We start from the raw sequence: 24,526 nt of genomic DNA, 5'->3' as shown, positions 1-24,526 counted from the left end.
CCCGCCTGGTGTCCGGCCGTTTTAACAATGTCGAGCGTTGAGCCATGCACATCCCGTCTGAGAGTACGCCGCTTCGGCTTCCTGCCGGCTCTCTTCTGTTCCGCCCCGGACAGGAATGCCCCGGATTCGTCCGTCTGCACACCGGCAGTGTCCGGGTTACCTTGACGGCCGAGAACGGACGGGAGGTGGTGCTCTACCGCGTGACGCCGGGCGGCCTGTGCCTGCAGACCTTTTCCTGCCTCGTCGATGGGCGCCGCTATTCGGCCGAGGGGCGCGCGGAAACGGATATCGAAGGGGAGATGCTTCCGCATGGTGCGTTTCAACGCCTTCTGGCAGAAGATGCGGGGTTTCGCGCAGATGTGTTTCGGGCCGTGGCAGGACGGTTTTCCGAGTATGAGCAACTTGTCGAAGAAGTCGCCCTGACAGGGTTCGATGCACGGCTGGCCCGCGCTCTGAAACGGCTGGCGAGCGACGGCCTGGTTCTGACAACGCATGAAGGCCTCGCGGCCGAAACGGCCTCCGGGCGCGCCTTCGTCAGCCGGCGGTTGGCGGAATTCGAGCGCAACGGAATCATCGCCCGCCGGCGCGGCGAGATCGAGATTCTCGATTTCGGCAGGCTGGAACGAATTGCACGGGAGGCCGGGTGACAATGTCACCGACAGGGCCGAATCTGTCTGCAAGGATCGGGGTAGAACATGCAAAGGAGAACGAACATGTCCCGAAACGAAGGAACGATCGACCGCGTATTGCGGATCATTTTGGGCCTGGTGCTTCTGTCGCTGGTTTTTGTCGGACCGGCAACGCCCTGGGGGTGGCTCGGTGTCGTATCGCTGGTGACCGGGCTCATCGGCTTCTGCCCGCTCTATGCGGTGTTTGGCTTCAGAACCTGCCCGCTGTCGAAGACCCCCTGACAGCAAAGCCCTCCGGGTTTCGGACCAAAGACCGTATGCAGCTTCGCCGAAACGGCGGATAACGGGAGCTATGAAACCCCGTTCGGCCGAAACCTCTCTCTGGAAAGGCGCTTCGCTGGCGACTCAATACGCGGTTGCCAGCGGAGCCGTTTTGGTCTTGTCGGCGATCCTCGTCGGGACGGTCGTGTCCGGCAGGATCGAGGAAAATGTCGTCCGTAACAGCGCCAATTCCACCGCGCTCTTCATGGAGAGCGTGCTGGCGCCGATCGGTCAGCAGTTTTCCGACCAGGACAGGCTGTCTCCCGGCGCCCGGCGCGCCCTCGAGGAGATTTTCGAGAACACGCCAATCGGGAAAAGGGTGATCTCCTACAAGATATGGAAGCAGGACGGGGTGGTTGTCGAAGCATCCGATCCGTCCATTGTCGGTGAGGTCTTTCCGGTGACCGACGACCTGCACTCCGCCTGGGAGGGGCAGGTGGCGGCCGAGTTCGATGCCCTCGGGGACGCGGAAGATGTCGGGGAACAGGCGCTTGGTTTGCCGCTGCTGGAGATCTACAGCCCGATTCGTGAGTACTACACCGGAGAAATCATTGCCGTTGCCGAGTTTTACGAAGTGCATGAACAGCTTGCGCTGGACCTTGTACGGGCTCGGCGGGTTTCCTGGATGACCGTGATCGGTTCCTTCGGCGGGCTGGGCGCTGTCCTTTATCTCATCGTCTTGCGCGGCAGTCGCGTCATCGCGCGCCAGCAAGAGCGGCTCCAGAGCCAGTTTCGGGAGCTTGAGAGCCTGGCGCAGCGCAACCAGCAGCTGCGCCGGCGCGTACGCGATGCCGCCGGCCGGTCGGCGGAACGCTCCGACAGGTCGTTGCGCCAGATTGGCGCCGACCTGCATGACGGGCCGGCACAGCAGCTTGCCTTCGCGGCGCTACGGCTCGACAGCCTGCGCGACGAACAGGGTTCTCCGGACCGGCAAGCCGAGATCGACCGCGTGGAAAGTGCCATCTCGGCCGCGCTGGCCGAGATCCGGACAATCTCGAGAGGGCTCTCGTTGCCGGATGTCGCGGAAAGGACACCCGCCGAGATCGTCGCGAAGGCGGTCGAGGAACACCGGTCCCGAACGGGCAATGATGTTACAACGCAGACCGCCTGCGACATCGCGGTGGAAGTGCCGCTGGCCGCCCGGATCTGCCTGTTTCGTTTCGTTCAGGAGGGTCTGAACAATGCCAACCGCCACGCCGGAGCGGTGGGGATGGTCGTTGCCTTGAGCTGTCATTCGAACAGGCTGACCCTCACCGTGCGTGATGCCGGCTCGGGCTTCGATCCGGCCCGCACCCCATTCGGACTCGGCCTTTCGGGATTGCGCGACCGGGTGGAGAGCCTCGGTGGAACTTTTCATGCCGGAAAAGGCGTCGAGGCGGGCTGTGAACTCCGGTTGGAATTCGATCTGGGAGAATGGACATGACCCCTCTGCGCGTATTGATCGCAGACGATCACCCGCTGTTCCGTGAAGGTGTTGCGGCCCTGCTTGGCAGCCACGCGGCCACCGATGTCGTCGGACAGGCCGAGACGGGACGGCGCGCGTTGGAGATGACCCGGGAACTCTCACCCGACCTCGTGCTGCTCGACCTCTCCATGCCGGATGGCGGTCTGTGGGCGCTTGGGCAAATCAAATGTCTCGATACTCCGCCCGTCGTGGCCATGCTGACGGTTTCCGAAGAGGATGACGATGTCTTCACGGCCCTGAAATCCGGCGCGGACGGGTACATCCTGAAAGGGATCGGCGGCCGGGATCTGATTGCCGCGATAGAGGATCTCGCGGCAGGGCGCAGCTATGTCTCTCCGGGCCTTGCCATGAAGGTTCTACAGGCGATGCGAAACCCCAGTTCAGAGGAGCCGAAAGAAGACCTGCTGAACAGCCTGACGGCAAGGGAAGAGGAAATCCTCAGGCTCGTCGCCACGGGCAAAAGCAACAAGGAGGTCGGGCGTGCACTCGACCTCCAGGAAAAGACGGTCAAGCATTACATGACCATCATTCTTCAGAAACTACAGGTCCGCAACCGGACAGAGGCCGCGCTGATGGCGCACGGCCGCTGGCCGGAGGGCTGAGGCTTACGGGAACGCCTTGGAAAGCCGTGCGTAGTCGGATTGCCGTGCACGGCGCTCGACAACGGTCCGGTTCTGCGGGTCCTTGAGCTCGTAACGCCCGTTTTCGATCTCTTCCTTCCAGCCATCCGTGTAGGTGATCTCGATGTTCCCGCTTTCGTTTTCGGCCTTGGCGACGGTTCCGCCACCACGGAACTTGCCATTGCCGGCGACGCGGCCGGTTCCGTCATCCGTCTTTCGGGTGCCGCCCGACGCGGTTCCGGCCTGTTGGAGCTTCGCGTAGTCGCTCTGTCGTGCCGGGCGTTCCTCGACGGTGCGACCGCTGGCGTCCTTGCGTTCGTACCGGCCATTCTCGATTTCGACCTTGCTTCCGTCGCTGAAGGTCACTTCGATCCCATTGTCGTCGTCGCTCCCGTCGCGGCTACTGCTGCGCCCGCGATCGCTGTTGTCGTCATTGTCGTCATCGCGCCCGCTTCGGTCATCATTGTTGCTCCCACGGCCGCTGTTGTCGTCATCATCGTCCTTGTCATCGTCCTGACTGCCGCCACCTCCACTGCCGGAGCGGTCATCGTCGCGATCATCGTCCTTGTCATCATCGCGGTCATCGTCCCGGTCGTCATCTCGGTCATCATCACCCCCCTTGGCCCAGGCCATGGAGCTTTCGAACGAGACAACCGCGGTCTCGCGGTCGAGACGGATTTCGAGCGGTGCAGCGGCGAGAAGAGCGGCAGCAATGGAAAGGCTGGCGGTGGAAGACAGAAGGTTACGGATTTCTTTCAACATGTGATGGCTCCCAAAATGGCCCGGTCGTTGTGCAGGGCAGTGGTCTGGCGGGGCAATTGCCCCATGACGCCATGAAACCCCGGGAGCCGCGGATATTCTTCAGACCTAGGTCGGGTGATATCGCCGCTTTGGTCCGGCCAGTTCCCGGCATGGCCAAACTGTCGCGATATTCGAGTGCGCCGGACGTTGTTTGCGGGTTCAGCGCTCAATTCCGAGTAGAGTTGGCGGAACCGCTGGGCGCATGATGAGCGCCTGATGTGGCAGGGTATGTTTGTAACGCCTGGGCCAGCACTTGATGGGGACCAAGGCTAGTCTCATCGTTGTGAACCGTTCGTCCTGTCCGTTTTCTCAAGGCGGTCCCGAAAAGGTCCGGACCGGTTTGGTGCTGACCCTTTCGAGCCAATGCAGCGGTAAAACGCAGACCGTTACACTCATCGTAGCCTTCGCAGCCATGGCATTCGTGGCTGCGTTCGCAATAGAGTGGATCTAGACTTTCCGGTGGCTGACGCCGCAAGGCGACGGCAGTCATTGACGCGGCGCGCCGGCACGTCCGGGGCGTCAGATGTCCTCCAGCGCCTCGCTCAGAAGCCCGCGCACCTCGGCGGCCACCTTCTTGAGATCTTCGTTGTCGATGGCCTGCATGGAGGCTTCCGGGTCGATGGCGCTGACCTCGACGCCCTCGTCGACCGCGCGCAGGATCACGTTGCAGGGCAGCATCGCGCCGACGCGCGGCTCAAGCCCGATAGCCATGTAAGCCATGTTCGGATTGCAGGCGCCAAGGATCTTGTAGGGCGCGATGTCGGCGTCGATCTTTTTCTTTATCGTCGCCTTCACATCGATCTCGGTCAGGATCCCGAAACCCTTGTCGGCAAGGGCCTTGCGCGTGCGGTCCTCGATATCCGCGAAGTCTCCACTCCGGAAAAGCCTGTCGACGGTATAGCTCATTGGAACGTTTCCTTTCTGTAGTGGGACGGGCGTCATTTCAAAATGTATTTGACGAGAGCCAGGATTGCCAGAAGCGTCACGAGGGTCAGCAGGATCATCCAGATGCCGCCAAATCCTATGCCCCAGCCGTGCCCATATCCACTCATCATCCTCTGATTCCCTTTCCTGTCGATAACGCGTCCGGCGGCGATGGGTTCCATCACCGTATCAATTGCGCCAGTTCATGCCGGGGCCGTTGCCCGGCTGGTGCTGCCAGTTCGTGCCCCGGCGTGGAGAAATGCCGTATTCCTGCATCATCTGCGGCCCGCGACCGGCGGCCGGGCCTGGCATCCCGTTGCCGTAGGGGCCAAGTGCCCCGGTTCCTGGCGCCGCCCCGCAGGGCGGTGCCGTGGTGCCCGTCGTGGCGCAGGGCGAGTTTTGCCAGCCTGTCCCACCGAGGGGATGCTGATTGCCGGGACCCGGACCATGGGCCAGTGCAAACGAAGGAACCGCCAGCGCAGCGAAAACCATAAAACCTCGTCTCAGCTCACGTGCCATTTTCTCCTCCCGTGCTACAAATCAGCTGCGGACGGCCCTCAGCCGGGCCGTCCTGACGCGAGATCAGTTTTTGCCTTCGGGGGCATCCGCCTGGCTGTCATCCTGCAACCAGGGGCAATCCTGCCAGAACGCGGCGCGACGGGCCTGCATCCGGGCCATCCAGTCGGCCGGCGCCGTGACTTCGTCCTGGGTCAGTTGGCCGTCACCGTCTTCGTCCAGGGCCTGGAACCGGTCCACCATCTGCGGGCGGATCGCCTGATCGTGAAGCGCCTTGAACTCCTCCAGTGAGAGGGTGCCGTCGCCGTTGCCGTCATTTTCCGCCAGCGCCGCCGCCATGCCATCGCGGGCTTCGTCTGCTGTCACGGTGGCATCGTCATTCGCATCGAGATCGCCGAAGACGCCGCCCATCATTCCGGGGCCACCGAAACCCGGCATCATGCCAGGACCAGCCGGCCGACCCATCATTCCGGGGCCGCCCATCATTGCCGGACTCATGCCACGCATCGCGCCCGGTTCCATTCCGCCGTAACCTCCTTGACCGCGCATCATTCCTGGCCCGCCTTGCCAGCCTTGCATCATTCCGCCGGGGCCGCCCTGAAGGTTCTGCATCCAGCCACCGCCCTGTGGGCCGTGGGCCAGTGCCGGAATGGCGACGGCTGCGCCGACCGCGGTGAACGAGATCAGCGCGACTGCGATTTTCCTTGAGCGTTTCATGACCACGTCTCCTGTGTGTCTTCGTTCTGATGACTCCAATCTGGGCGACGCGTGTCGCAGCATGATGCCAATAGGGAAGAGAATTGTTTCGGTTTGTCGCAGCAGCGGCGGGTTGATACCTCCCGCGACCAAATTCCCGCGCCGCCCCCGTTTCGATGCGCTATGTGGGGAACATGACGGACGCACCGCATATCCTGATCGTCGATGATCACCGCGAGATCCGCGATGCCGTGAGCCGGTATCTGGAGCGCAACGGCATGCGTACTAGCAATGCCCGCGACGCCGTGGAGATGGACGCGAAGCTGAAGACCGGTCGCTTCAACCTCGTTGTGCTTGACGTCATGATGCCCGGCGAGGACGGGATCTCTGTCTGCCGTCGGCTGAGCGCGGAAGGTACCGTACCGATCCTCATGCTGACGGCACTGGGCGAGGAGACCGACCGGATCATTGGGTTGGAGGTGGGCGCGGACGACTACCTGCCCAAACCCTTCAACCCACGTGAGCTGTTGGCGCGGATCAAGGCAATCCTGAGACGCAGCGGGCGTGCCGAGACACATGCCGGCAGCCTGACCAGCCGCCGTGTGCATTTCGCGGGCTGGACGCTCGACACCGACCGGCAGAATTGCGCCACGCCGACGGACGCGAGGTCCACCTGACCACCGCGGAATTCCGGCTTTTGACGGTCTTTCTTGAACGCCCGCGCTTCGTGCTGAGCCGCGAACAGTTGCTGGAACTGACGTCCGGCCGTGCCGCCCATGTCTTCGACCGCACCATCGACAACCGGGTGAGCCGCCTGCGCAAGAAGATCCAGGAAGACCCGGCCCGGCCCGGCCTGATCACCACTGTCCGGGGCGGTGGCTACAGCTTCGCCAGCGATGTGAAGGTCGAGACATGAGCCGGTTTCTGCCAGGATCCCTGCGGGGGCAGCTGCTGTTGCTGATCCTGCTGACGCTTGCGCTGGCGCAGGCGCTTGTTGCGTGGCTCTTCGCCGACGAGCGCGAGATGGCGCTGCGTACTGCGCTCGGGCAGGAGGCCGCCAGCCGTGCGGCGAACGTGGCCCGCCTGATCGCCGAGGCGCCCGAGGATCTGCATGGTTCGGTCCTGCGGGCGGCCGATTCCCCCCTGGTGCGCTTTTCGCTGGCTGCCGCGCCCGCCGTGGATGATGCGGACCATGGCACCGAAATGCTGGCCGGGCAGATCGCAGGGCAGATCGGGACGAGCCCTCTACCGGAGGTCCGCCTGGAGTTGCATCAGACCGACGACCAACCGCCACCGATGCCCGGCATGCCGGGCATGTCGGGCCAGATGGCCCAGATGCACCGAGCGATGCAGCCAGTCCCGATATCCTCGGTAGAGATGAAGATCTCCATCGCGATGGCGAATGGCTCCTGGCTCAACGTCGTCACACGCTTCCATCGCCCGCCCTATCAGCTTGCCTGGACGGCGATCGCGACCTTTGCCATTTCCGCAATCCTTATCGGGGTTACGGTCTGGATCACCCTGGGGCGTTTGACCGGCCCACTTCGGGTGCTGGCCCGGTCCGCGCAGGAGTTCGGACGAGGCGCCGAGGCACAAAGCATCGCTCCGTCCGGCCCGAACGAATTACGCAGCCTGACCAGCGCCTTCAACAGGATGCAGGAGCGGATCCGGCGCTTCGTCGATGACCGGACGCGGCTGTTGGCGGCTTTGAGCCACGATCTGCGCTCGCCGCTGACCGCACTGCGCGTCCAGGCCGAGATGATCGAGGAGGACGAGACCCGCGAGCGGATCGTCGCGATCACCGAGGAAATGCAGGAGATGGTCGAAAGCACGCTCGCCTTCGCCCGTGGTGTCTCGACTTCCGATCCTGTCGAAACGGTTGACCTTGGGGAGCTGGTCGCGGCCCTCGTTGCCGACATGGGCACGACCTTGGGTAATTTGGAATTCCAGACCATTCCCGGAAAGGTCGACGTCCAACTCCGCCAGACATCGATGCGCCGTGCGTTGAGAAACCTGATCGAGAACGCCATTCGCTATGGCGGCGGCGCCGACATTCGCGTCTGGCGTAACGGGGAGTCGGTGTGCGTCGCCGTCCAGGATCGCGGACCGGGGATTGCCGAGGATCAACTTGAGCATGTGTTCGCCCCCTTTGTCCGGTTGGAATCCTCTCGATCCCGGGATACGGGCGGTACAGGCCTGGGGCTGTCTATCGCCCGGACAATCGTCCAGTCTCATGGCGGCGACATTTCGCTTGAGAACCGGGAAGGTGGCGGGCTGAAAGCCACGGTGACCTTGCCGCTCGCTTGAAGCTTCTCTTTCACGGGCAATTGGCGAGGTCAGAGCTTCAGGAAAGAGATGGCCGGAGAAGCGCCTTGGAATGATGAGCGTGTAATGGCCAGGACATTCCAGAGAGCCCCAGGGCCGCCGAATTTTCCCTTTGTAGTTCGGGCAACGAAAGCCACGAATGGCGAGCCGCATCGTGCCGCGTGCTCGCCATCTCCTCTCCTCCGTTTGCCGGAACCAGACGCTGGACCGGCTCAGAGGGGCATTCCAGTCCCTGTCCCGGGGTGTTTCAGACCCCGCAGATCGACACGTTCAGACCGAGTTCCCTGGCGAGCGCTGCCTTCGCCTTCATGGCACGGTCAGCTTCTTCCGCGGAATTGCCATAGACCACCTGGATGTGGTTCGCCTTGTGGCGGGCCATCATCTGGTCCCGGCTGACGCCGGTCAGGACGCCATGCATGATCGGCCACTCGTAATTGGTCGACCGGCTGCGGCGCTCGGTTTCCTCCGCCGGCAGGCTTACCGCCTGACCGCGGCCGATATCCATGTGCAGCGCACCGCCCTCGACGAAGATACGCGACCAGACGATTTCGCCCGCCTTTGCGATCCCCTTGAGCGTGCCGCCACCGGCCGGGAAGAACATTGCCGGTTGCCGCAGGCTTTCGGAACCGGCCCAGCCGCCTTCGTTATGCGCCGGCGGCACGGCGCCGGAGATCTCGAACACCCATATGAAATCGTCGCGGCTGCCGGACAGGTCGGCATCGCCCCAGCGGAGGTCGTGCAGCGTGGTCTCGACCGGCTGGCACAGGGCGCGGTGAACGCGGTTGGTCAGCAGCGCGTCGAGGCCGGCGCATTCGTCCACCTCGTTGAAATGCACGATCGCCTGGCCCGGGCGGATGACCGTGCCATCGGCACCGGTCACGTCCGGACGGTCGTCGTTATTGAGCATGCCCTCCACAAGGTCCGAGGCCGGCAGAAGGTCTTTCAGGCCCTGCTGGTACTGGATGCCGATTGCCTCGCAGCCGAACTGCTCGGCCAGCCGCACTGCCGCAATATACATCCGGCACTGGTCGAGTACCTGCGCCTCGGTCAGTTCGGTTGCCGGGTCGGTGCCGAGATGGAAGGTCATTCCGCGGTCCAGCATCCATTCATAGGCCGCCCAGGCCTCGGCCTCGGGCACCTGCTTGGTGGCGAAGTAGAGCGCTGATTGTGACAGCCGTTCCTTGTAGATGCCGAGCGGCATCAGGAGTTCGTCGGGGATGATGGCATTGTACATGCCCATGCAGCCCTCGTCGAAGACGCCAAGGATCGCCTTGTTGCGCCGCAGATCGTCGGCGATTCCGGCGACGAGCGCCCGGTCGGCTTCGGAAACGCTGCTGGCATCGAAGGGCGTGACATGGCTGGCATCGTGGGTGACGGTGCCGGTGTCGAGCCACTCGCGCAGGCCGTTGAGGAAGAAGTCATCCTCGAAATCCACGCTCCAGAGCGAGGCATAGGCCACGCCTGCCTTGGTCAGCGAGCCGTTGAGGTTGAGCAGCCCCACCAGCCCCGGCCATTGCCCGGACCAGTTGGCGACTGTCAGGATCGGCCCCTTGTGCGAGACCAGCCCGGCCAGAACGTGGTGCGAATATTGCCAGACCGCCTCGGCGACGATCAGCGGTGCCTTCGAGTCAATACCGGCGAAGACATCCATGCCCTCGCGCTGGCTGGCGATGAAGCCATGCCCCTCGGGTTTGACCGGGTGAGCACGCTTCAGCTCGTGCCCCATCCCCGCCAGCACCTTTGCCAGTTTCGCTTCCATCGCGTTCTGCGCCGGCCAGCACCGCACGTTCGCGCTCTCCCGCAAATCCCCGCTGGCAACAAGAATGATCTCGCTCATTGGTTTCTCCTTCCGTCTGGCGCTCAGGCTGCCGGCCAGACCGATTGCAGCTTTTCGCCCGCGAGCAGCCGGACGCGGCAGGCGGCCTCGTTCTTGCCGAGCGCTTCGGCGGCCTCGACCACGGCGCGCAGTTTTTCCTTCGGGATCACGACCGCTCCGTCAATATCGGCGAAGATCACGTCGCCCGGACAGATCGTCACGCCGCCGATCTGGATCGGGACCTGGCTCTCTCTGGGTTCTTTCTTGCCGGTCACGCCGACCGGGCTGAGGCCGGTGGCGAAGAGCGGGTAGCCCATCTCGCGGACCTCCGCGATGTCTCGAACGGTGCTGTTGACGATGGTCGCGGCCAGACCGCGGGTCTTGGCACCGGTGGACATCAGCCCGCCGGTGCAGGAGCCCGCCGCGCAGGAGGCTTCGACCACCATGATCCCGCCTTCGGGCGCGTTGTCGATGGCGTTGTGATAGACGTCCTGAGGCTCGCCGCGCCGCTGCGACGGGCCGAACTGAACCGTCACGGCCGGTCCGCAGACCACGGCGCCGGGCTCAAGCGCGCCGAAGAGCGACAGGCCCGGCAGGTAGCCCCACAAGCCAAGGCTTTCCATGCTATCATGCAGATCGCCGGAATACCATTTCTTCAGGCGCTCGATCGCCTGCCAGTCGGTGTCCGAATAGTCGAACTTGTCCATCTCAGTCGTCCTTTTCCTGCGCCTGCCTGAGTGCGATTTCCAGATAGGAGGCGCTGTTGTCGATATGCTCGCGGACCGCCTGCGCGGCCGCAGCGGGATCGCGCGAGGCGATCCTGTCGTGGATGCGGGCGTGTTCCTCGTAGGCCCGCTCCAGGGATTTTGTGGGCACCCGGCTCGATACCCGGATGACGCTGATGATCAGATCGAAGAGATGGCGGTAGAGCTCCGTCAGCACGGCGTTTCCTGCCGAGGCCACGAGAGCGGCGTGAAAGCCCGCGTCGCGCTCCGCAAAGAGCTCGTGATCGCCGGAATCGGCCGCTGCGCGCAACTCGGCTAGAGCCTGAGAAAATTCTGGACCGATGGGCACTTCGCGGCGGGCGAGGCTCTCGGCGACTTCCACTTCGATCATCCGCCGCACATCCATGAGTTGGCGCAGATAGGCTGGATCGGAGGCGAAAAGCTGGTGCAGGTTGATCGCCAGTGTGCCGAGGAAATGCGAGACATCGTTGCGCACGACCACCGTGCGCTCGCCATGTCGCCGCCGCACGAGGCCCTTTGTCTCCAGAACCTGGATCGCCTCGCGCACCGAACGGGTGGACACACCGAAGGATTGCGCAATCGCACTTTCGGAGGGAAGCCTGTCGCCGACGGAAAGCTCGCCGGTGAGTATCTGTTCTTCCAGCTCCTCGGCGACGGTCGCGTGCAGACGCTCCCGTGCCGGCGGCTTGCGCAAGTCCCTCGGTGTCACCACGCCGTGAATCCTCCATCCAGTACGAGATTGGCTCCCGTCATATAGCTCGAAGCCTCGGAACCCAGAAACTGCACGATTGGCCCGAATTCCTCAATCTCGGCCTGACGGCCCATCGGGACGCGTTCGAGGAAGGCGTCGATGAACTCCTTGTCGAAGGAGCCGGTCTTGACGCCACCGAAGGTCACGAGGTTCACCCGAACGCCCTTTTTCGCCCAGTAGGTGGCGAGATAGCGCGTCATGTTCAGCAGTCCGGATTTAGACGCGGCATAGGAGATCGCCTTGACGAAGGGCTCGCCGTCGCGCTCCTCGCGGTAGGCATAAAGCGCCTGGTTGGGCGAGACCATGCCGTACATCGAGCCCACCATGATGATCGAACCGCGCCCGGCTTCGGCCATTTTCGAGCCCACAACCTGCGTGGTCAGCATGACGCCGGTCAGGTTGGTGTCGATGATCTCGTCCCAGAATTTCTGCGGGTAGACCTCGAAGGGCGCGTTCTGCTCGGCGCCGCCGTCGGGCTTGGAATCGATGCCGGCATTGTTGACGAGGATATGCGGCACGCCCCAGTCGGCGATGAGCTGCTCGGTTGCGGCTTCCAGCGCGGCCTTGTCGCGCACGCTGGCCTCGTAGACGCGGATGCTGTCGGCCATGTCTCCGAACTTCTCGGCGATCTGTTCACGGGAGAAGGGACGGCGGGAGAAGATCGCCGCCTTGGCGCCGGCCTCGACGAGCGAGGTGGTGAATTGCGTGCCGAGCTGGCCAAGCCCGCCGGTCACGACGGCAACCTTGTCTTTGACGCTGAACGGATTTTCCATGATGGTTTCGCTTTCCTTGTATCTTGAGAAGCCGCCGGGGGATTCAGGAGGCATTCGCCGTGCGGCTGCGCCTGCGCAGCAGCCCGCGCAGAAGCGGCAGGAGCAGCAGTGCGCAGACCACGACGCCAAGCACGGCGGCAATGGGGCGTTCGAAGAAGCCGAGGAGATTGCCGTCGGCGATCTGCATCGACATGATGAAGTTGCGTTCCAGCACCGGCCCGAGCACGAGCCCGAGGATGATCGGCGCGATGGGGAAGCCGTTTTCCTCCAGCAGGTAGCCGGCGAGACCCGCGGCCAGCATGACGCCGACGCCGAACATCGTGTTGTTGATGGCGAAACTGCCGAAGATGGAGAAAATCAGGATGATCGGCACGATCACCGCCCGGGGTACGGACAGGATGTGGCGCGCGGAACGGATGGCGAGATAGCCCAGGGGGAAGAGCAGCAGGTTCGCGAGGAAGAAGGTCATGATGATCGCGGTCGGCATCGAGGGGTTCTCGGCGAAGAGCCGCGGGCCGGGGTTCAGCCCCTTCATGAACAGCACGCCCACCGCGATGGCGGTCACGGCGTCGCCGGGGATGCCGAAGACAAGCGCGGGGATCCAGGCGGAGGAGAGGCCGGCATTGTTGCACGACGTCGCTTCCATGAGCCCTTCCTCGTGGCCGGTTCCGTATTTCTCCGGCGTCTTGGAGAAGCGCCGCGACATGCCATAGGCGATCCAGGCACCCACGTCGCCGCCAACGCCGGGCAGCGCGCCGACGGATGTGCCAAGCGTCACGCCGCGCAGGAAGCTGAACGGATAGCGCTTGAACAACCCGCCGATGCCCTTGAAGGGCCGTGCCGCGCCGACGTCGGGAGGAGGCGGAAGGGTCGCGTTGGAAGAATAGCCGCGGAGGATCTCGGCAAAGGCAAACATGCCGATCATCACGGGGATGAAGCTCACCCCGCCCATGAGTTCGACCGAGCCGAAGGTGAAGCGCGGCTGGCCGGAGGTCACGTCGAGCCCCACGGTGGCGATTAGAAGGCCGATCAGCAGCGAGATGAAGCCGTGGGCAGGGTCTCGCGATGAGACAAGGGCCGAGGTCATCAAGCCGAGCATGGCCAGCCAGAAGAATTCGAAGCTGGAGAAGTTGAGCGCGATCCGCGCCAGCGCCGGGCCGATGACGAGCAGCGCCAGCGCGCCGAAGAGGCCTCCGCAGGCGGAGAAGAAGATCGAGATCGACATGGCGGGCTCGGCCTTGCCCTTGAGCGTCATCGCGTAGGCTTCGTCGACATAGGCCGCGGAGGCGGGCGTGCCGGGTATCCGCAGCAGCGCGCCGGGAATGTCGCCCGCGGTGATCGCCATGGCGGTGGTGGCGACGATGGTTGCGATGGCGGGAACGGGCGCCATGTAGAACGTGACCGGCACCAGAAGGGCCGTCGCCATGGTGGCGGTCAGCCCGGGCACCGCGCCGATGAAGAGGCCGTAGACCGCACCGCCAAGCACGGCCAGCAGAACGTCGGTCTGCATCACGATGCCGAGGGCGGTAAGAAGCGTGTCAGGAGTCATCCGAGGTCACCTCTTTCTCACCAGGGAAGCGGGATCAGGCCGGCGGGCAGCGGTACATGCAGCATCTCGCCGAAGATGTACTGTGCGACGAGGACGGTCCCCAGCACGGAAGGAACGGCGACGATCAGCCTTGCGCGGGCGAGGATCATCAGCGGCAGGCAAAAGAGCAGCCCGTAGAGCGGAAGGCCGAGCGTGCTCAGAAGCGGGATCGAGGCAGCTACCCCGAGTACTGTCCAGAGTGCCGAGAGGATGCCGCGCGTGCGGCCATTCCAGGCGTTCAGGTCGATCCAGGGGGCGTTGCCGGCCGTGGCAAAGCCCGCCCAGAGGATCTTGAGGCCGAAGCCTGTCATGCCGAGCCCGATCAGTATCGGCATGAGATCGGGCCCGTAAACCGTGCCCGGTACAGACGAAAGGCGCCGCGCGGCGAGGATCGTCGCCAGGCCGAGAAGCGAAAAGAATAGCCCGACAAGTCTGTCATCAATACGCACGGCGTCCTCCCGTTACTTCTCTTCGACGGCGAGGCCGACAGCCTTCATCGCCTCGACCAGCCCGGTGCGGGAGGTCATGACGGTGTCGGTGAAGGTGGCTGCGTCCTGATAGGCGACCGAGAAGCCGCGCGAGGCCATGAATTCCTTGAATTCCGGATCGGCGGTGATTTCTGCCAGCGCGTCAGACAGGGTGGCGGTTACTTCCTCGGGCAGGTCGGCCGGGCCGGCCAGGCCGCGGAAGGGCAGGGGAGACCACTTGATGCCGAAGATCTCGTCCGTCGTCGGAAGGTCCGGGAAGACCTCGGTGCGTTCCCCGGAAATGACCGCGAGCGTCTTGGCCTCGCCGGCCTCCACCAGCGCGCGCGCCTCGGCGGGGGAGGTGGAAACGACGTCGATCGCGCCGGCGGCAAGCTGCTGCATCGCGGGGGCGGAGCCGGCGGAGGCAACCCACGGGCTGGCCTCGGTGTCGACTCCCAGTTCCTTCAGCATGCCGACCCAGGCGAGGTGCGAGAGGCCGCCCCGGTTGGCGCCTGAGGCCTTGATCGCGCCGGGATTGGCCTTCACTTCAGCGACAAGATCCTCGACCGACTCGTAGGGCGCATCCGCGCGCACGTTGATGCCGATCGGGTCGGCGTTGAAGCGGCCGATCAGGGTGTAGTTCTCGGGCTCGGCGCCGGGGATGCCCTGCGCCTTGTACATCGTCGTCTCGATGGTGATGACGCCCAGCGTGTAGCCATCGGCCGGGGCGTTGGCGATGGTGATATGGCCCACGAGCCCTCCGCCGCCGGTGCGGTTGACGACGTTGAAGGGCTGGCCGAAGCGCGCTTCGAGCTGCTGGGCGAGCGTGCGCGCGGTGGCGTCCGTGCCGCCGCCGGCGGACCAGGGAACGACGATGGTCACGGCCCGTTCGGGCCATTCAGCCTGGGCTGCGCCGGCGAGGCCGACAACGGCAAACAGGCCCGCCGATATGGCGATCATAGTTTTTTTCATGATGAGTTCCTCCTCAAGCCGGCCCTCCCGGCCGATTTCATGTGGCTCTTGCGAACGGTGAAAACCATCTTATGACATAAGTCATATGTCAAGAGATGGGGTGACTGAGGGCCATCTTGTCGCGGCTCCGTCCGGGGGCGCTGGCTGTTTCGTCCGATCCGTTGCGATCGCGTCAATCGAAGGCTATCAGGGAGCGACGTCGACCAGGGGGGGTGGCTGAATTGGCGCTATGCAGTGACGCGGCAATGGTTCTGTTCTACGACATCGCAGGAGATGTCGCCGATCACGACGATTGGCACAGCCGGGAGCATTTTCAGGAACGGCTTTCTGTCGACGGTTTCTTGCGGGCAATACGCTGGGTGGCGACAAAAGGTTCTCCAAGATACCTCGTGACATACGAAGTCTTGGATGTTGCCGTTGCCACATCCGAGCCGTATCTCGCCCGGTTGAACAACCCCTCGCCGTGGACCCAAGAAATGATGCCACGCTTTCGTGGCATGGTGCGGGGTTTCTGTAATGTTGTCGCGAGTTCTGGATTCGGGCTTGGAACCGCCGCCGTTGCAATCAGGTTCAACCCCGAGCAAGGAGCCGAGGCGGAACTGACGCGCGACATCGAGCAGCAGGTGCTCCCTTCCGTCACGCGGGAAAAGGCAATAGTCGGCGCTCATTTCCTGAAGCCGGACCAACCCCCTCCGATGACCCGGGAGCAATCCCTGCGCGGTCCCGACCAGGCCATGCCATGGCTTCTGATCGCCAGTGCCTATGATGCAGCGGCGCTCGATCGCGCCATTGCAGGAACCATTTCGTCCGACGAATTGCGGAAAATCGGAGCAATGCCGGACATCACCACGGGCTGCTATGATCTTCACCATACGGCCACCGCGGAGGAGGCGTGTCGCTCCGCCCGGGCCGCGTTCGGGCGCGGTTTGGCGAGCTCTTAACGCTGCGTGCGGAGCGATTCCGCTCCGAGCCGATTTTCAAAGGTATTGACTTATTGCGCCAACAGTGGGGTATTTGGCATGTCAATTGGACCATGCGGTCCAATTTGTCAGTGAACCAGGGAGGAACACATGAAAAACATGACACGCCGCGCGACACTTGCCGCAGCGTTCGCCACCACGACCATGCTGACCGTCGTTCCCGCGGCGCTTGCCCAGGACCTTCCGGTCCTCAGGCTGTCCTCGGTTGTTTCGGAAAACGACATCCGCGCAGAAGCCTTCGCGGAAATCTCCGAGGCGGTGTCCGAAGTCTTCGACCTGCAAGTCTACAATGCCTCGACACTCGTACCGCAGGGTTCCGAACTCACGGCTATCCAGCGGGGCAACCTCGAAATGGGGCTGGTCGCGCCGCAGGCACTTGCCAACCAGGTTCCGGAATGGTCGATCCTGACCGCGGCCTACGTGCTTCAGGATGTCGATCACCTCGAGAAGGTCTTCGACAGCGAGGTCGGCGACCAGCTTAACGCGATTGCAGAGGGCATCGGCCTGCACGTCCTCGCTCCGGTCTATTTTGGCAGCCGGCAGGTCAACCTGCGGGGCGACGAGGAAGTGATGACGCCGGAAGATCTCGACGGGATCACCCTGCGGATGCCCGGCGGCGATGCCTGGCAGTTCCTCGGCGAGGCGATTGGCGCCAACCCGACGCCGCTGGCCTATGGCGAAGTTTACACCGCCCTGCAGACCGGCGCCATCGACGGCCAGGACAACCCGCTTCCGAACGACTACAACATGAAGTTCTACGAGGTGACGAAGCAGATCGTTCTGACCAGCCACCTTGTCGGGTTCGATGTTCTCAGCATCGGCTCCAAGGTTTGGAACGACATGACGCCCGAACAGCAGGAACTGCTGCAAACGGCCGTGGACGAGGCCATTGCCAAGAGCACGGCGCGTCACCAGGAGCGGGAAGCGGAACTGGTCTCCTTCTTCGAGGGCGAAGGCCTGAAGGTCTATGAGCCGGATCGTGATGCCTTCCGCAAATTCGCGCAGGCGAAATATCTTGAATCCGAGTTCGCCGGGTCCTGGCCCGAGGGTATGCTGGAAGCGATCAACGCCCTGGGCGCGAGCCAGTAACGTTCCCCGGAAGAGACAAACCCGCGGGTCCAAAAAAAACGGGCCCGCGGGAAGAATACACGGAGATCACATGAGCGCAGGTAAGAGCCGGCTTTTGACATGGGCGCGATACGCGGCCGACGCGGTTCCAACTATCTTGCTGGGATCCATGTTCGTCGCGTTCATCATCCAGGTGTTCATGCGTTACGTGGTCGACAAGCCCGTGAGTTGGACTGTCGAGGTCTGTGTCATTGCCTGGCTTTGGGTAATCATGTGGGGCCAGTCCGTTTCTGTCAGCGAGCGGGACGAGATCCGCTTCGATATCATTTACGCAAGCGTGCCTCCGAAAATCCGCCGGGTCTTCCGCCTGATCTTTTCGCTATTTCTCGTAGGCATTTACGTCATCGCCTTCCCGGCTTCCTGGGACTACGTCACCTTCATGAAGATCGAAGATACCGCTTATCTCGACATCCCCTATAACTACGTCTTCTTCGCCTTCGTGATCTTCCTCTTCGGATCGATCCTTCGCTACGCCTGGATTTTCGGCACCGCCTTGCTCGGCCGGATGCCGGCAGAGGACCCCGTCGCCGAGGTGCGTCACATTTCATCGGAGGACGACGTCTGATGAGTTGGGAATTCTCGCTGACGATCGCGGTAATCGTGCTCACCGCGCTGGTCGGCCTGCCGATCGGACATGCCCTTCTGGCAGCTTCGCTCTTCTACCTGCTGATCGTTGGGCAGGATATGGGCATCGCGGCGGAACAGATGATGCGGGGCCTCTACGGGTCCTATGTCCTGCTCGCCATCCCGCTCTTCATCCTGGCCGCGGACCTGATGAATGTCGGCTCACTGTCCGACCGGCTGCTTGATTTCTGCCGTGCCGCCGTCGGCCGGTTTCGAGGTGGTCTGGGACATGTCAATGTCGTCGCCTCGCTGATCTTCTCGGGCATGTCCGGCTCGGCCATCGCCGATGCGGTCGGCATGGGGCGGATCATCATCAACCTCATGACTCGGGATGGTAAATTCACTCCCGCCTATGCCGGTGCGATCACCGCGGCGTCCGCCATTATCGGCCCGATCATTCCGCCCTCGATCCCGATGGTGCTCTATGCCCTCGTCTCGGATACTTCCATCGGCTACCTGTTCCTCGCCGGAGTCGCGCCGGGGCTGATCCTGGGTGTGCTGCTGATGATCATGAACGCGACGCTCGCGCGCCGGTACGATTTCCCCAAGGACGATCCGGTGCCGCTGCGCGAGATTCCCCGGATCACGCTGCGCTCGGTGCCAGCGCTCATGATGCCTGTAATCCTGCTTGTTGGGATATATGGCGGCGTAACGACTCCGACCGAGGCGGCCGCTGTCGCCGCGCTCTACGCCTTCGTCGTCTCAACGGTGTTCTATCGCTCGGTCAGCCTTTCACAAGCCTACAACACCGTCCGCCAGAGTGCGCGCTCAACCGCTTCGGTTGGTATCCTGATCGCCGGAGCGCTCGCTTTCAACTACGTGGTCACCGTCGAGCAAGTTCCCAACACGATCCGGGCTGGGCTGGCAGATACGAATCTTGGCCAGATCGGCTTCCTGCTGATGGTCAACGTTTTGCTTCTCGGCCTGGGCTGCCTGCTGGAAGCCAGCACGATCCTGCTGGTGATTGTGCCGATCTTCCTGCCAACGGCGCTCGCGCTCGGAGTGGATCCGGTCCATTTCGGGGTCGTCGTCGTCGTCAACACAATGATCGGACTTGCCACGCCCCCGTATGGGCTCCTTCTCTTTGTCGTGAGCGGTATTACCAAGGCGCCGATCGGGCAGACGATCCAAAGCCTTTTGCCGTTCCTGTTCATTCTGATCGTTGGGTTGGCGGTGATCACATTTGCGCCCGGCATCGTGCTCGCACTGCCGCGTCTCTACGGATACGGTGGCTAGAGACACGTTCGGTGTAGTGAAAGTTCCAGTACATCAATTCCGTTCCGCGTCTGCTGGAGAACCTGAACGTGCCTGCGCGGGGATCATCGGACACCTGGGCCATGTCTCTCCGCATGACTGCGCGCCAGATCCGGCGATAGGTTTTCTTCGGGAGGCAACGCGCTGCTGGGATCAGTTGCTCGAGGGGCGCGATACCGGCTTCATGGAGGAGCCAGAGCTGCGCGCCTACATCGACGATCCTGTCGAACCGGACGCGACACGCCCATTAAAGCCGGGCAGGTGGGCAGTTTCCCACTGGCCGGTGGCCGCGCCGTGACAAGCATGCAACTGACCGGCGATGGCCGACTGAACAATCGCCCCGATGCGCCCGTGCGCTTGCAGATCCGTTCGCCGAGCCATCCTGTCCAATCACCATGCTCCGTCCTGCGGAACTGGAACGCGGTGTGGCGACCGACATCCTCACTGGCGAGGTGACCTGTGTCACCGATGTAAAGGGGGGCATTTTCGGGGAAGGCGTGCTGCGTTTTTACGAGAACGGCACTCTGCTTTCACACAACCTGCGGCGCGAGATCCGTACCCATTCGAACGACCCTCTTTCGGCATTTTTCAAGCTGCACCTGGAATACGAGATGGGGCTTGCGGGCTGGTTGAGTGCGTCGGCTCTCTATACCGACATGACATGCGATGCCGAGACGTTCTATCTCAAGGCGAGGATGCGTGTGACGCTGAGTGGAGAGGACGTCATGGATAGCCCACACGCCGTCAACGATGCGCAGCCTTTCGGAATGCGATGGTTTCGCTTTTTCGGAGGTCCTCAGCGCTTCGATGAGAGCTTTCCAAACGAGAAAAGGCGATTTCCGGAGCGTTCTCCGCGCAGGATGTAAAGCCCGGTGATCATGATGACTGCAGTTCCGGTGACGGTCCAGCCGTCTGGCAGGTCGTCGAAGATCAACCAACCCCAGAACGTGGCCCAGATCATCATGCTGTAATGGATTGGCGCGAGGACGACGGCCTGGCCGATTTCCAATGCCCGGATGACCAACCATTCCCCCAGTGCGGCGGTCAGGGCCATGCCGCCGAGCAGCGCCCATTGGCGGCCGGTTTCGGGGGACTGCCAGAACAGGAAGAGCGGCAGCGAGAGCGTGGCGACACTGACGATCGCGGTGTAGGCAACAGTGGTGATCGTGCGGTCGGATGCTGCGAGGCGGCGCGAGAGGACCTGGCGGAGCGCGAAACAGGTTGCCGCGACCACGATGAGCAGCATCGCCGGATGCATCACCCCCATGCCCGGCCTGATCACGATCATTGCGCCAAGAAAGCCCACCGCCACTGCCATCCACCGCTGCCAGCTAACATGCTCGCCGAGCAGGCGGGCGCTCAGGATCGTCACGATGAAGGGCGCGATAAAGGTCACCGCCACTGCGTCAGCCAGCGGCACGAAGCGAATGGCAGAGATAAAGGAGGCCGCGGACGCGACGACCAGAAGACCGCGAACCACCTGCAGCGCCGGGTGACGTGATCGAAACAAGCCCGGCCCATGGACGCCGAGCGCAACCACGACACCGGCGAGAAGAGCAAGCTGGCGCGTCCAGACGATCTGCACAGGATGGAATTCCCCGGTGAGCAGCTTTGCCTGCATGTCGCAGACCGAGAACAGCGCGAAGGCAAGAGCCATCAACACGACGCCGCGGATATTGTCGATCTGGGGGGCCGTGGGCTGTGAGTTGAGTGGTGCCGTTGGCGTGGTTGTCATCGGTTTCTTGGCTCCGGCGCCGCACTGTCAATACGCTGGAATGGCGGAAGCAGCGCGAACCTGTGAACGGTGCAATCTGTGGGGAGATCATATGCCGGGCGAGTGAAGCACAGAGCCCCGTCGACTACCACAGCATTCTGCACTGCAGGCGATGGAGCCACGAAGCGGCGGCAATCGACGGACGACAACGGTCACCGTCTCCCAAGCCGGCACAATGACGACCGGAAGAAATGCGTCAAGGTTTATGCTCGTGAAACCCGCGAGAACCTCATCGACATCCATGCCAAAGCGCTCTCTTTCCCTTGCGGAGCCCGGCTGCTCGGGATCTATGAAAGCCCCTTCCTAGAACAGTCTCTTGTTCAAGGACGGCTGCGCACCTTCTCCGGTGCACCTCGATCAAAGCGGCCTAATCGAAAACGGCAGCCCGATCGATCTAACGTCTTCTGGCGTCCTGCGCTGCCAGCCAGTCGGGTTAGTCGGTTCCTTGGGACCATCTGCTTTTGACGGCTTCGGCCACCTTCAGCTTCTGTTCCTCCGGGAGGTCTTCGACCGCCTCCAGGACCGCCTGGAGTTTCGACCTCGTCGCGTGCAGCCGGTCCACCAACCCCATCACGACGCCGAGTGCGTCGTCCTCGAATTCGAAACTCTCGCAAAGTTCGCAGGCGAGCCGCAAGCGCGCCACATCGACCGGCAGGAAGCCTTTCGCCTTTTCCGCCGGCCTGTCCACGGGGATAACGATACGCGCCTGCACGAAGCGCATGAGCATCGTCCGGTCGAGCCCGGGCACTTCCGCGATGATCTGCTCGTCTGTGAAGACAACCGTCATGGCTTCATCCCCTCCCGCGGATTATAGGAGTGTTTGCGTCTCCAGCGTTCCATGAACTCGGCGAGTTCGTCGTCGATCCTCGGGGGCGCGACGATCTTCAGCTCCACCAATTGATCGCCACGCTCTTCGCGGCCACGCGGGGCGATGCCCCGGCCACGCAGCCGAAGTACCTGCCCGGAACTGGCGCCTTTGGGAATGCTCAGACTGACCGGACCACTGATCGTCGGGACCTCGACCTTGGCGCCGTTCACGGCCTCGTAGATGTTAATCGGCAGAACCATGCGGACCGTATCACCCTCCCGGGTGAACAGCTTGTGGGGCGCCACGGAAATGGTGATGAGCGCGTCCCCCACACGCCCTTTGCCAATCGGTTGGCCGCCCTTGCCACGCAGCCGGATCGTCTGACCCTCGGAAATGCCACGCGGGATCTGCACTTCGAGCGACGCGCCGTCGGGAAGCATGATCCGCGTAGTGCCGCCAAGCGCGGCGTCCATGAAGGGAACCTCAAGCCGGTACCGCACATCCGCGCCGTCGGCATGGAATCCGTGCAGATGTTCGTGCCCGGCGCCGCCACGGGTACCATGCGCGCTGCGCATGAAATCGGTGAAGAAATCCGAGACATCCTCGTAGTCGTCGAATTTCTGTCCGCCGGCATAGGGATTGTCCCGTGCGCCGGCATAGTTGCGGTAGAAATGCGCTTCCGGCCGCTCATGCCCTTGCGCGTCAATCTCGCCGCGGTCAAACCGCTCGCGTTTCTTGGGGTCCTTCAGGAGGTCATAGGCCGAAGAAGCGGCCTTGAAGCGTTCTTCGCCGGCCGAGTCGCCGGGATTCAGGTCCGGATGGCTTTCCTTCACGATCTTGCGGTAAGCTTTCTTGATCTCTTCCGCTGTCGCCGTCTTCTTAACACCAAGGGCTTCATAGGGATTCATGGCGTGTCCCATGCAAACGTCGTCGCAGTCAGTTCGCCAATACTATTGGCGACAAAACGAACTATTGCCAGCGGATTGCGCTACCACGCCTCGCGTGATCGCGGAACAGAACGGCAGATCGGCCTTGTCGGGGTGCCGCCAGCACAGAGGGTCAAAAGGCGCGTGACTGCTCGCAACGGGACAGTTCGAACCCAACCGGCAAATTGGGGATGAGCCGTGTGCCGGCTGCAATCGACCACCTAGCGCGTTGGCCATGAGGTTCACCTTTTACCAGAAATTGGGGAAGATGTGTCTCAAATTTGCAACTATTGGCGACAGGGAGGCGGTCTTCGCGACGCGGGAGCCCCTCGTGCATCCTGTTCTTCTTCGTTCACTGACTCTTCGATGAACCAGCATCGATTGTTGCCCCGCCTCCGCAATCTCCGCAGGTCTCTGGCAGCCATGAAGAGGGCGGAGGAGCGGTTTCCTGATCACCGGCGGACATCGCGATGTTCCAGAAGTGGCATGGCCTCGGCACCATGGCGCGGCTCTGGTTCCGCCTCTCCTATGCCTTGGCCAACCGGATCGGCGACACGCTGATCTCAGGCCGGAAAACGAGCGGGTCACCAACGGCGTGAGGTTTCTGGAATGGCAGTCGGGCTCGGCAACCGGGTCCGCCAATGGATCATACGGGCCGGTCTCTGCTTCGAGGCGGAGAACGCCGAGGGCGAGACCGTGAAGAAGGCGACCCGCTCGCAGCACGGCATCCCCGAGGGCGTCGCCGAGATGATGGCGGAGGCCGGTGCCTCGGTCTGTTAGATCGGCGCGGTTCTGGTCCATGCCGGGACGAAAACCACGCAGCGCTTCACGGAAAAAACGACAGCCGGAAGCTCGCCGCCGAGGCCGCGCAGAAACGCGCCTGGAACGAAGGTGTCCCATCGGCCCCAGAGCGTGGGACACAAGAGGGCGAAACCACCAATATCGTAAGGCTTTCAGGGGGGAGTGGCAGTGCAGGCAGTCTGAGGCTAACCGGTCTGGGCCGAAATTCCCCGAAAACAGAGAAAATACAGGGAAAACTCAGGAAAAACAGGGGGCATTCCGGCAGTATTTCGTGCTTTGTACCATTAGTATCAATGGTTTGTGGGGATTTTGCTTGAATCCGGAACAGGGAATTTCTTGAAGCCTAACAGGGAAATTTTCTGACGGAACAGGGATCGTATATCCGCGAGCAGGGAAGCTGTGTACCTGGCGTGGCGGGGGCATGGAGGACGTCTTGCGGGATTCTCAAGTACCTCAATATGCTGCAAAAGATTCTACAAAAATACATATATCTAGTCACCTGGAACTGTAGTTCGTATCATTGATCCGAGTGATTTCGGGGGGATGATATGGTTGGCCGGGTTGCAGACGAGGTGATTCTGAGTGCCGATGAGCGCAGCTTTCTCGAGGCTCAGATCCGACGGCACAAGGCTCCGCGCTCGCTGTCGGACCGGTGTCGGATGATCCTGCTCTGTGCGGAGGGGCTTCAAAGCAAGGAGGTCGGTGCGCGACTTGGGGTGCATGAGCACACGGTGGGCAAGTGGCGCAGGCGGTTCGTGAAGGACCGGATCGAGGGTCTGACCGACGAATATCGCCCTGGAAGGCCCCGCACGGTATCGGAC

Annotated in this window: 28 protein-coding genes and 1 pseudogene; 14 read left to right on the top strand and 15 right to left on the bottom strand. The window is 62.7% G+C overall.

All coding sequences use genetic code 11. From position 1 onward, the window contains the following. Positions 1-44 precede the first annotated feature (44 nt). The 4 genes from BLR85_RS14595 (at position 45) to BLR85_RS14580 (ending at position 3,017) form a co-directional block, all read left to right on the top strand. Positions 45-647 (top strand): Crp/Fnr family transcriptional regulator, encoded by a 603-nt coding sequence (locus BLR85_RS14595; protein WP_093157391.1) that lies wholly within the window; start codon positions 45-47, stop codon positions 645-647. A gap of 66 nt (positions 648-713) precedes the next feature. Then, the gene (locus BLR85_RS14590; RefSeq protein WP_093157388.1) at positions 714-911 is read left to right on the top strand and encodes a YgaP family membrane protein; all 198 of its coding nucleotides are present in this window, start codon (positions 714-716) and stop codon (positions 909-911) included. A gap of 70 nt (positions 912-981) precedes the next feature. Further along, positions 982-2,373 (top strand): sensor histidine kinase, encoded by a 1,392-nt coding sequence (locus BLR85_RS14585; RefSeq protein ID WP_093157385.1) that lies wholly within the window; start codon positions 982-984, stop codon positions 2,371-2,373. Further along, entirely contained in the window at positions 2,370-3,017 is a 648-nt protein-coding gene (locus BLR85_RS14580; RefSeq protein ID WP_093157382.1) for a response regulator, read from the top strand. The genes BLR85_RS14585 and BLR85_RS14580 overlap by 4 nt, the downstream gene beginning before the upstream one ends. A 3-nt stretch (positions 3,018-3,020) precedes the next feature. On the opposite strand, the gene BLR85_RS29885 is transcribed toward BLR85_RS14580, so the two are convergent. The 5 genes from BLR85_RS29885 to BLR85_RS29880 form a co-directional block, all read right to left on the bottom strand. Next, a complete protein-coding gene (locus BLR85_RS29885) occupies positions 3,021-3,797 on the bottom strand; it encodes a hypothetical protein (RefSeq protein WP_244520741.1) in 777 nt (258 codons plus the stop codon). A 558-nt stretch (positions 3,798-4,355) separates the two neighbouring features. Next, on the bottom strand, positions 4,356-4,742 hold the full coding sequence (locus BLR85_RS14570; protein WP_093157379.1) for a DUF302 domain-containing protein: 387 nt from the start codon (positions 4,740-4,742) through the stop codon (positions 4,356-4,358). A gap of 32 nt (positions 4,743-4,774) precedes the next feature. Continuing rightward, positions 4,775-4,942 carry a hypothetical protein gene (locus tag BLR85_RS29160; protein ID WP_170844578.1) on the bottom strand — a complete coding sequence of 56 codons (168 nt, stop codon included), beginning with the start codon at positions 4,940-4,942 and terminating at the stop codon, positions 4,775-4,777. Positions 4,943-4,949: 7 nt separating this feature from the next. Next, complete coding sequence (locus tag BLR85_RS14565) at positions 4,950-5,279, bottom strand: hypothetical protein (RefSeq protein ID WP_139188406.1); 330 nt, start codon at positions 5,277-5,279, stop codon at positions 4,950-4,952. Positions 5,280-5,342: 63 nt separating this feature from the next. Next, complete coding sequence (locus tag BLR85_RS29880) at positions 5,343-5,993, bottom strand: EF-hand domain-containing protein (protein WP_093157373.1); 651 nt, start codon at positions 5,991-5,993, stop codon at positions 5,343-5,345. 173 nt (positions 5,994-6,166) lie between these two features. On the opposite strand from BLR85_RS29880, the pseudogene BLR85_RS14555 reads away from it, so the two are divergent. Further along, positions 6,167-6,888: pseudogene (locus BLR85_RS14555) on the top strand (response regulator). Continuing rightward, positions 6,885-8,279 carry an ATP-binding protein gene (locus tag BLR85_RS14550; RefSeq protein ID WP_093157370.1) on the top strand — a complete coding sequence of 465 codons (1,395 nt, stop codon included), beginning with the start codon at positions 6,885-6,887 and terminating at the stop codon, positions 8,277-8,279. Before BLR85_RS14555 ends, BLR85_RS14550 begins: the two are co-directional and overlap by 4 nt. Positions 8,280-8,544: 265 nt before the next feature. Here BLR85_RS14550 and BLR85_RS14545 read toward each other — a convergent pair whose 3' ends face one another. The 7 genes from BLR85_RS14545 to BLR85_RS14515 are packed head-to-tail and all read right to left on the bottom strand — an operon-like array spanning position 8,545 to position 15,410. Continuing rightward, positions 8,545-10,134, bottom strand: coding sequence for a fucose isomerase (locus BLR85_RS14545; RefSeq protein ID WP_093157367.1), 1,590 nt, complete (start codon positions 10,132-10,134; stop codon positions 8,545-8,547). A 23-nt stretch (positions 10,135-10,157) separates the two neighbouring features. Next, a complete protein-coding gene (locus BLR85_RS14540) occupies positions 10,158-10,820 on the bottom strand; it encodes an RraA family protein (RefSeq protein WP_093157364.1) in 663 nt (220 codons plus the stop codon). Between the two features lies 1 nt (position 10,821). Continuing rightward, the gene (locus BLR85_RS14535) at positions 10,822-11,571 is read right to left on the bottom strand and encodes a FadR/GntR family transcriptional regulator (protein WP_093157361.1); all 750 of its coding nucleotides are present in this window, start codon (positions 11,569-11,571) and stop codon (positions 10,822-10,824) included. Further along, the gene (locus BLR85_RS14530; RefSeq protein WP_170844581.1) at positions 11,565-12,383 is read right to left on the bottom strand and encodes an SDR family oxidoreductase; all 819 of its coding nucleotides are present in this window, start codon (positions 12,381-12,383) and stop codon (positions 11,565-11,567) included. Before BLR85_RS14530 ends, BLR85_RS14535 begins: the two co-directional genes overlap by 7 nt. A gap of 43 nt (positions 12,384-12,426) precedes the next feature. Further along, positions 12,427-13,932, bottom strand: a complete 1,506-nt coding sequence (locus BLR85_RS14525; protein ID WP_170844580.1) for a tripartite tricarboxylate transporter permease — start codon at positions 13,930-13,932, stop codon at positions 12,427-12,429. A gap of 17 nt (positions 13,933-13,949) precedes the next feature. Further along, a complete protein-coding gene (locus BLR85_RS14520; RefSeq protein WP_093157356.1) occupies positions 13,950-14,420 on the bottom strand; it encodes a tripartite tricarboxylate transporter TctB family protein in 471 nt (156 codons plus the stop codon). A gap of 12 nt (positions 14,421-14,432) precedes the next feature. After that, positions 14,433-15,410, bottom strand: a complete 978-nt coding sequence (locus BLR85_RS14515; RefSeq protein ID WP_093157353.1) for a Bug family tripartite tricarboxylate transporter substrate binding protein — start codon at positions 15,408-15,410, stop codon at positions 14,433-14,435. A 245-nt stretch (positions 15,411-15,655) separates the two neighbouring features. Between BLR85_RS14515 and BLR85_RS14510 the strand changes: the two genes are divergently transcribed. The 5 genes from BLR85_RS14510 (at position 15,656) to BLR85_RS28520 (ending at position 20,262) form a co-directional block, all read left to right on the top strand. Further along, positions 15,656-16,351: a hypothetical protein gene (locus BLR85_RS14510; RefSeq protein WP_093157350.1), complete on the top strand. Its 696-nt coding sequence runs from the start codon at positions 15,656-15,658 to the stop codon at positions 16,349-16,351. 129 nt (positions 16,352-16,480) lie between these two features. After that, positions 16,481-17,479, top strand: a complete 999-nt coding sequence (gene dctP, locus BLR85_RS14505; RefSeq protein WP_093157347.1) for a TRAP transporter substrate-binding protein DctP — start codon at positions 16,481-16,483, stop codon at positions 17,477-17,479. A gap of 70 nt (positions 17,480-17,549) precedes the next feature. Further along, complete coding sequence (locus tag BLR85_RS14500; RefSeq protein WP_093157344.1) at positions 17,550-18,083, top strand: TRAP transporter small permease; 534 nt, start codon at positions 17,550-17,552, stop codon at positions 18,081-18,083. Further along, positions 18,083-19,378 (top strand): TRAP transporter large permease, encoded by a 1,296-nt coding sequence (locus tag BLR85_RS14495; RefSeq protein ID WP_093157341.1) that lies wholly within the window; start codon positions 18,083-18,085, stop codon positions 19,376-19,378. Before BLR85_RS14500 ends, BLR85_RS14495 begins: the two co-directional genes overlap by 1 nt. Before the next feature lie 443 nt (positions 19,379-19,821). Continuing rightward, positions 19,822-20,262: a hypothetical protein gene (locus tag BLR85_RS28520; RefSeq protein ID WP_139188404.1), complete on the top strand. Its 441-nt coding sequence runs from the start codon at positions 19,822-19,824 to the stop codon at positions 20,260-20,262. On the opposite strand, the gene BLR85_RS14490 is transcribed toward BLR85_RS28520, so the two are convergent. The 3 genes from BLR85_RS14490 to BLR85_RS14480 all read right to left on the bottom strand — a co-directional run bounded on the left by BLR85_RS14490 (position 20,193) and on the right by BLR85_RS14480 (position 22,886). After that, positions 20,193-21,131 (bottom strand): DMT family transporter, encoded by a 939-nt coding sequence (locus tag BLR85_RS14490; RefSeq protein WP_244520740.1) that lies wholly within the window; start codon positions 21,129-21,131, stop codon positions 20,193-20,195. The two genes, BLR85_RS28520 and BLR85_RS14490, sit on opposite strands and share 70 nt — an antisense overlap. Positions 21,132-21,603: 472 nt before the next feature. After that, positions 21,604-21,957 (bottom strand): hypothetical protein, encoded by a 354-nt coding sequence (locus tag BLR85_RS14485; RefSeq protein WP_093157338.1) that lies wholly within the window; start codon positions 21,955-21,957, stop codon positions 21,604-21,606. Next, a complete protein-coding gene (locus BLR85_RS14480; RefSeq protein ID WP_244520739.1) occupies positions 21,954-22,886 on the bottom strand; it encodes a DnaJ C-terminal domain-containing protein in 933 nt (310 codons plus the stop codon). Before BLR85_RS14480 ends, BLR85_RS14485 begins: the two co-directional genes overlap by 4 nt. 488 nt (positions 22,887-23,374) lie before the next feature. Here BLR85_RS14480 and BLR85_RS30250 point away from each other — a divergent pair, with 488 nt between their 5' ends. The 3 genes from BLR85_RS30250 to BLR85_RS14475 form a co-directional block, all read left to right on the top strand. Next, positions 23,375-23,503: a hypothetical protein gene (locus tag BLR85_RS30250; RefSeq protein ID WP_280138482.1), complete on the top strand. Its 129-nt coding sequence runs from the start codon at positions 23,375-23,377 to the stop codon at positions 23,501-23,503. A gap of 10 nt (positions 23,504-23,513) precedes the next feature. After that, entirely contained in the window at positions 23,514-23,684 is a 171-nt protein-coding gene (locus BLR85_RS29155) for a hypothetical protein (protein ID WP_170844579.1), read from the top strand. A gap of 569 nt (positions 23,685-24,253) precedes the next feature. Next, positions 24,254-24,526 (top strand): helix-turn-helix domain-containing protein (locus tag BLR85_RS14475; RefSeq protein WP_139188403.1); only part of this gene is annotated, 273 nt, incomplete at its 3' end.

This window comes from Aliiruegeria lutimaris (assembly GCF_900099935.1).
GTDB lineage: Bacteria > Pseudomonadota > Alphaproteobacteria > Rhodobacterales > Rhodobacteraceae > Tropicimonas > Tropicimonas lutimaris.
Note: the sequence above shows the minus strand (reverse complement) of the source record. Positions and strands in the feature narration are given on the sequence as shown.